Below are 5,165 nucleotides of genomic sequence, written 5' to 3'. Positions count from 1 at the left end.
TGATGAACAACTCCAAAACTTACATTCCCGAATCGGCGATGGTCATCGTCGCTCACCCCGACGACGCCGAGTTCGGTTGCGCCGGAACCATTGCCCGCTGGGCCAAAGCCGGTTGCCACGCTTGCTACGTGCTCTGCACCAGCGGCGACGTGGGCATTGCCACTGAGGGCATGACCAAGCAGCAGGCCGTTGACATTCGCGAAGCCGAGCAAAGAGCCGCCGCCGAGATTCTCGGCGTGAAAGAAGTGGTCTTCCTGCGCGAGCCGGACGGCATGTTGCAGGCGACGATGGAACTACGCAAGAAACTGGTGCGCGAGATACGGCGCTTCAAGCCCGAAGTGGTGTTTGTGATGGACCCGACTCTGGTGTGGGCCGGCGACGGTTACATCAACCACCCCGATCACCGGGCCGCCGGCCTGGCCGCCATTGACGCCGTCTTCCCGGCCTCCGGCCAGCCCAACCTCTTCCAGGAATTGGAAGCCGAAGGGCTGACGGCCCACAAGCCGCGCAAAGTGTTCAGCCTCAACTGGCGCGACGGCGACCACTGGATTTCGATTGACGAGACGATTGACGTGAAGATCGCCGCCCTGCGCGCCCACAAGAGCCAGATGAACGACTGGGACCCCGAGCCGCGCATCAAAGAATGGGCCGCCGAGCGAGCTAAAGGCCACGAGATGCACTACGCCGAAATCTTCCGGGTGGTGACGCTGGAGAGCGACGAGGACTGGGAGAAGCACAAGGGCGTGGTCGTCGGGCGGAAGAAGTAGGCGAATTTTTTGGACCTGGAGAGTGAAATGGGTAGACCACTGGTGCTGATGAGCCACGACGGCGGCGTGGACGATTATCTGTCGGTGATGTTGCTGATGGCAATGGATCACGTGGACGTGAAGGGCATCGTCATCACGCCCGCCGACACTTATATCAAGCCGGCCGTCAGCGCCACTCGAAAGATTCTGGATTTGATGAGCCGGGCCGACGTGCCGGTGGCCGAGAGCACCGTGCGCGGCATTAACCCGTTTCCACGAGTCTTCCGCCGTGACACTTTTTCAATAGACAACTTCCCGATCCTGAACCAGCGCGACGAGATCCGCGCGCCGCTGGTGGCCGAACCCGGCCAGAACTTTATGGCCCGCGTTCTGCGCGAAGCCCCGGAACCAGTGACGATTTTGGAGACCGGCCCGTTGACTACCGTCGCGGCGGCGCTGGAAATTGACCCCGGCATCGAGTCGAAGATCAAAGAGATTGTGTGGATGGGCGGCGCTCTTAACGTTCCCGGCAACGTTGACCGGATTATGGAAGGCGGCCAGGATGGCTCGATGGAGTGGAACGTCTACTGGGATCCATTTGCCGCCGACCGCGTCTGGAAAACGTCAATTCCGCTCATCATCTGCCCGCTGGACATTACCAACAACGTGCCCATCACTCAGGCGTTTGTGAGACGATTGGCCCGCCAACGCCAGTACCCGATCTCTGATCTGGCCGGGATGTGCTACGCGCTGGTGATGCACCAGGACTATTTTGCCTGGGACGTGCTCACCACTTGCTACATCGGCAAGTCGGAGATGTTCCAATTGCGCGAGTGGGAGACGGAGATCGTCACCGAAGGCCCCAGCCAGGGACGCACTCTCGTCAAGCCCGGCGGGCGCAAGATCAGGGCGCTTGACAAAGTTGAACTTGATCAGTTTTACGAATACATCTTCAAGCTGTGGTCTCGCTGATCTTAGGTGGTTAGATTGTTCGGTGGTTAAGGCCGGCCCTAACCACTCAACTACCCGACCATCTAACCACCTAACAAACTGAAATGAAAGGGTCTAAACCTAGAGTTACCGTCGTCGGCAGTTTTGCAGTGGGCCTCACGCTTCGCGCCCCGCGCTTTCCGGTGAAGGGCGAAACCCTCATTGGCTCGGACTTCGACATGGGGCCGGGCGGCAAAGGCTCGAACCAGGCAGTGGGCGCGGCCCGGCTCGGCGCGGAGAGCCATCTGGTGGCCGTCATTGGCGCGGATATTTTTGGCGATGTTGGCGTCAACTTATACAAGCAAGAGGGCGTTGGCATCGAGCATTTACGCCGAACGGCGGAGCGCAACACGGGCGTGGGCTTCATCACCCTCAACGCCGAAGGCGATAACCACATCGTGCTCGACATGGGCGCGAACCATTTGCTCTCGCCTGACGACGTGGACAAAGCTGAAGACCTGATCGCTTCGAGTGACGTGGTGTTAAGCGTGTTGGAAATTGCCCCGGCCACGGCGGCCCGGGGCATGGCTCTGGCCCGCAAGCACGGCGCGCTCTCGATCCTCAACCCGGCCCCGGCTCAGCCGCTCGATGATTCGCTTCTTTCCCAGGTAGACGTGCTGACTCCGAATGAGAGTGAACTTCGTATTTTGTGCGGTCTGGCCCCCGACGATGCCGCCGACACTCTTGAACTAGCCCATCGCTTGCAAAAGCGCGGCGTGCGCAATCTCGTCGTCACCCGCGGCGGCGACGGGGCGCTGGTGATCGCCGAGGATGGCACTGTCACACATGTGCCGGGCCAGAAAGTGAATGTGGTGGACACAACCGGCGCGGGCGACGCCTTCACCTGCGCCCTCGGCGTGGCCCAGGCGGAAGGCAAGCCACTGCTTGAGGCCGTGCGTTTTGCCACCTTCGCCGGCGCGCTGGCCTGCGCCAAACTGGGCGTCATCCCGGCTCTGCCTTACCGAAAAGATATTGATGCTTTGATGAAGCAAGAGCGTTTTACCACGAAGACACAATGACACAAAGGAACACAAAGACTCATGAGTGATTTCGGATTTCTTTTCTCAGGCGCGACGGCGCTGATTACGGTTGGGGCTTTCACTTGCGTCCTCGTGCCGCTCATCGGCTTCTTCGCCTACATAATCTGGAGCCGACAGCGGCAGGTGAGCGCCAGCAAAAGCTGGCCGACGACGACCGGCACGGTCCTGTCGTCCAGTGTTGAACTGCGCCGAAGCCGGAGCGGACGGAGCGGTTATTCTCTCTCTCACTATCCGGTGGTGGTCTACGACTACGAAGTGAGAGGCCAGCGTTATCAGGGCAACCGGATTGGCTTCAGCGAGATCGGCACAGGCTGGGCCGGGCCGGCGCAACAAAAAATCGCCGGCTACCCGGTGGGCGGCGCGGTGCGTGTGTTTTACAATCCACAAAACCCGGCAGAGGCGGTGCTGGAACAAAGCGCGCCCGGCAATCCCTTCCTTTGGATTATCGTGATCGTCCTCGCCGCCTCGCTGATCGGGACGGTTTGCTTTGTCGTCGCCATGACCGCCGGGATCGGCGTCCTTTTGCAAATGGTGGATGAATTCGTCAGGCAATTGCCGAATCAATAGCCACCCAAGACCTTTAGGGTCTCGCAGACCCTAAAGGTCTGGCGGAAAGGTAATTGTGTCAGACTTCGAAAACAAACATCTCACACCCCGCCAGCGAGTCAACATGGCAATGCGCCACGAAGAGCCGGATCGGGCGCCGATGGATTTTCTGGCGACGATGGAAATTTGGGATCGGCTCGTCGAACACCTTGAGCCAGACGCCGCCGGCGTCGGCCCCACCGAGTTCTTCGACCCGGCCCGCGAGGCCCTCCTCCGCCGCTTCGAGGTGGACTGCCGGGTGCTGTCCTACGACCAGTTTTGCACGCCGCCAGAGTCGCTCGTCAAGCCCGGCTCGCGCGTGGACTGGTGGGTTTCGATGAACCGCTCGACGCCCAATCGTATGTGGCGACAAGTCAACCCAGACGACACCTTTCACGACATCTGGAGCACGCACAGCTATCGCATGGAAACGGCGGTCGGCTCATACGAAGGCTTCAAGACCTGGCCGCTGAGCCAGGCCGAGTCGGTTGAGGATTTGAAGAAGCACCCCTGGCCGGAGCCGGACTGGTGGGACTTCACGCCCGTGCCCGGCATCATGAAGCAGTTAGACGCCTACGACGAGTATCACATCCGCTTTCGCATCGGCTCGGTGTTTGAAATTGGCTGGCAGTTGCGCGGCCTGCAGGAGTTCATGATGGACTTGGTGGAGAAGCCGGAGATTCCAATATACATCATGGATCGGCTGACCGAGATTTACCTGGAGAACACCCGCCGCCTGCTGGAGGCCGACAAGGCGGCCGGCGGGCGGCTGGACATGGTGTACTTCTACGACGACGTTGGCACGCAAAATTCGCTGATGGTGTCGAAGAAGATGTGGAAGGAGTTTGTGCGGCCCTATCACGTAAAGTTGATCGAGCTGGCGCACCAGTACGGCAAGCCGGTGATGTATCACACCGACGGCGCCATCTACCCCCTCATCCCCGACTTTATTGAGATGGGCGTTGACGTGCTCAACCCCATCCAGCCCGACGCCAAAGGGATGGAGATGCAGAAAATCAAAGACGAGTTTGGCGACAAACTGGTCTTTCACGGCGGGGTGGACATTATGCGGACTCTGCCGAAGGGAAAACCGGAGCAGGTGGCGGCGGAGGTGAAGGAACGGGTGAAGGTGTTGGGCAAAAACGGCGGCTACATCTTGTGTAGTTCTCATCATATTCAGCCGGATACTCCGATTGGCAATGTCGTTGCAATGTACGATCCGGCTCTGCGTTACCGCGAGTGAGCCTGGGCTGTCCGGAAGATATGGATATTCGTAACTTGTCGCCCGTGACTGCTTTCCAGTATAATCCCCACGCTGATCAAGTGTCATCCACAATTTGTGGTTCTGCTTTTCTACCAGCACGATCAAGGAGGTGAATCTGCTGTCGAATTCTGAAAAAGCGTCTTTGCTGTATATCGGTAACTTTGTCAACCATTCTCTAGGAGGAGAACAATAATGAAAAAGACTCTGTTTACCCTTTTGTCAGGCCTGATGCTGGCCTCGCTGGTGCTCACCGCGTGCGGCGGCGGCGCCACCACTGCCGCGCCCACTCCGGCCCCAGTTCCCACAACGGTTCCCACCCAGGCCCCACCCCCTGTCGCCGGCAAGGTATGCGAAGTGACGGACACGGGCGGTGTGGACGACAAGGGCTTCAACCAGACAGCCTTTGACGGCGCGAAGATGGCCGGCGAAGAGTTGAACTGGGAAGCGACGTTCCTCGAGTCCAAGCAACAGACGGATTACGAGAAGAACATCAAAGAGTTCGTGGATGGCAAGTGCGACCTGATCGTCACCGTAGGCTTC

At 59.3% G+C, this 5,165-nt stretch carries 6 protein-coding genes; all 6 read left to right on the top strand.

All coding sequences use genetic code 11. The features are described from left to right. Positions 1 to 38 precede the first annotated feature (38 nt). Positions 39 to 767, top strand: a complete 729-nt coding sequence (locus HYZ49_03815; protein MBI3241401.1) for a PIG-L family deacetylase — start codon at positions 39 to 41, stop codon at positions 765 to 767. A gap of 27 nt (positions 768 to 794) precedes the next feature. Beyond that, positions 795 to 1,718 (top strand): nucleoside hydrolase, encoded by a 924-nt coding sequence (locus tag HYZ49_03810; GenBank protein ID MBI3241400.1) that lies wholly within the window; start codon positions 795 to 797, stop codon positions 1,716 to 1,718. A gap of 83 nt (positions 1,719 to 1,801) precedes the next feature. Further along, complete coding sequence (locus tag HYZ49_03805) at positions 1,802 to 2,755, top strand: ribokinase (protein MBI3241399.1); 954 nt, start codon at positions 1,802 to 1,804, stop codon at positions 2,753 to 2,755. Between the two features lie 21 nt (positions 2,756 to 2,776). Then, on the top strand, positions 2,777 to 3,343 hold the full coding sequence (locus HYZ49_03800) for a DUF3592 domain-containing protein (protein ID MBI3241398.1): 567 nt from the start codon (positions 2,777 to 2,779) through the stop codon (positions 3,341 to 3,343). A 103-nt stretch (positions 3,344 to 3,446) separates the two neighbouring features. Next, entirely contained in the window at positions 3,447 to 4,604 is a 1,158-nt protein-coding gene (locus HYZ49_03795; GenBank protein MBI3241397.1) for a hypothetical protein, read from the top strand. A 213-nt stretch (positions 4,605 to 4,817) separates the two neighbouring features. Then, positions 4,818 to 5,165: BMP family ABC transporter substrate-binding protein (locus HYZ49_03790; GenBank protein ID MBI3241396.1), on the top strand; the 348-nt coding region annotated here is incomplete at its 3' end.

This window comes from Chloroflexota bacterium (genome assembly GCA_016197225.1).
GTDB lineage: Bacteria > Chloroflexota > Anaerolineae > Anaerolineales > VGOW01 > VGOW01.
This window is presented reverse-complemented; position numbering and strand designations above follow the sequence as displayed.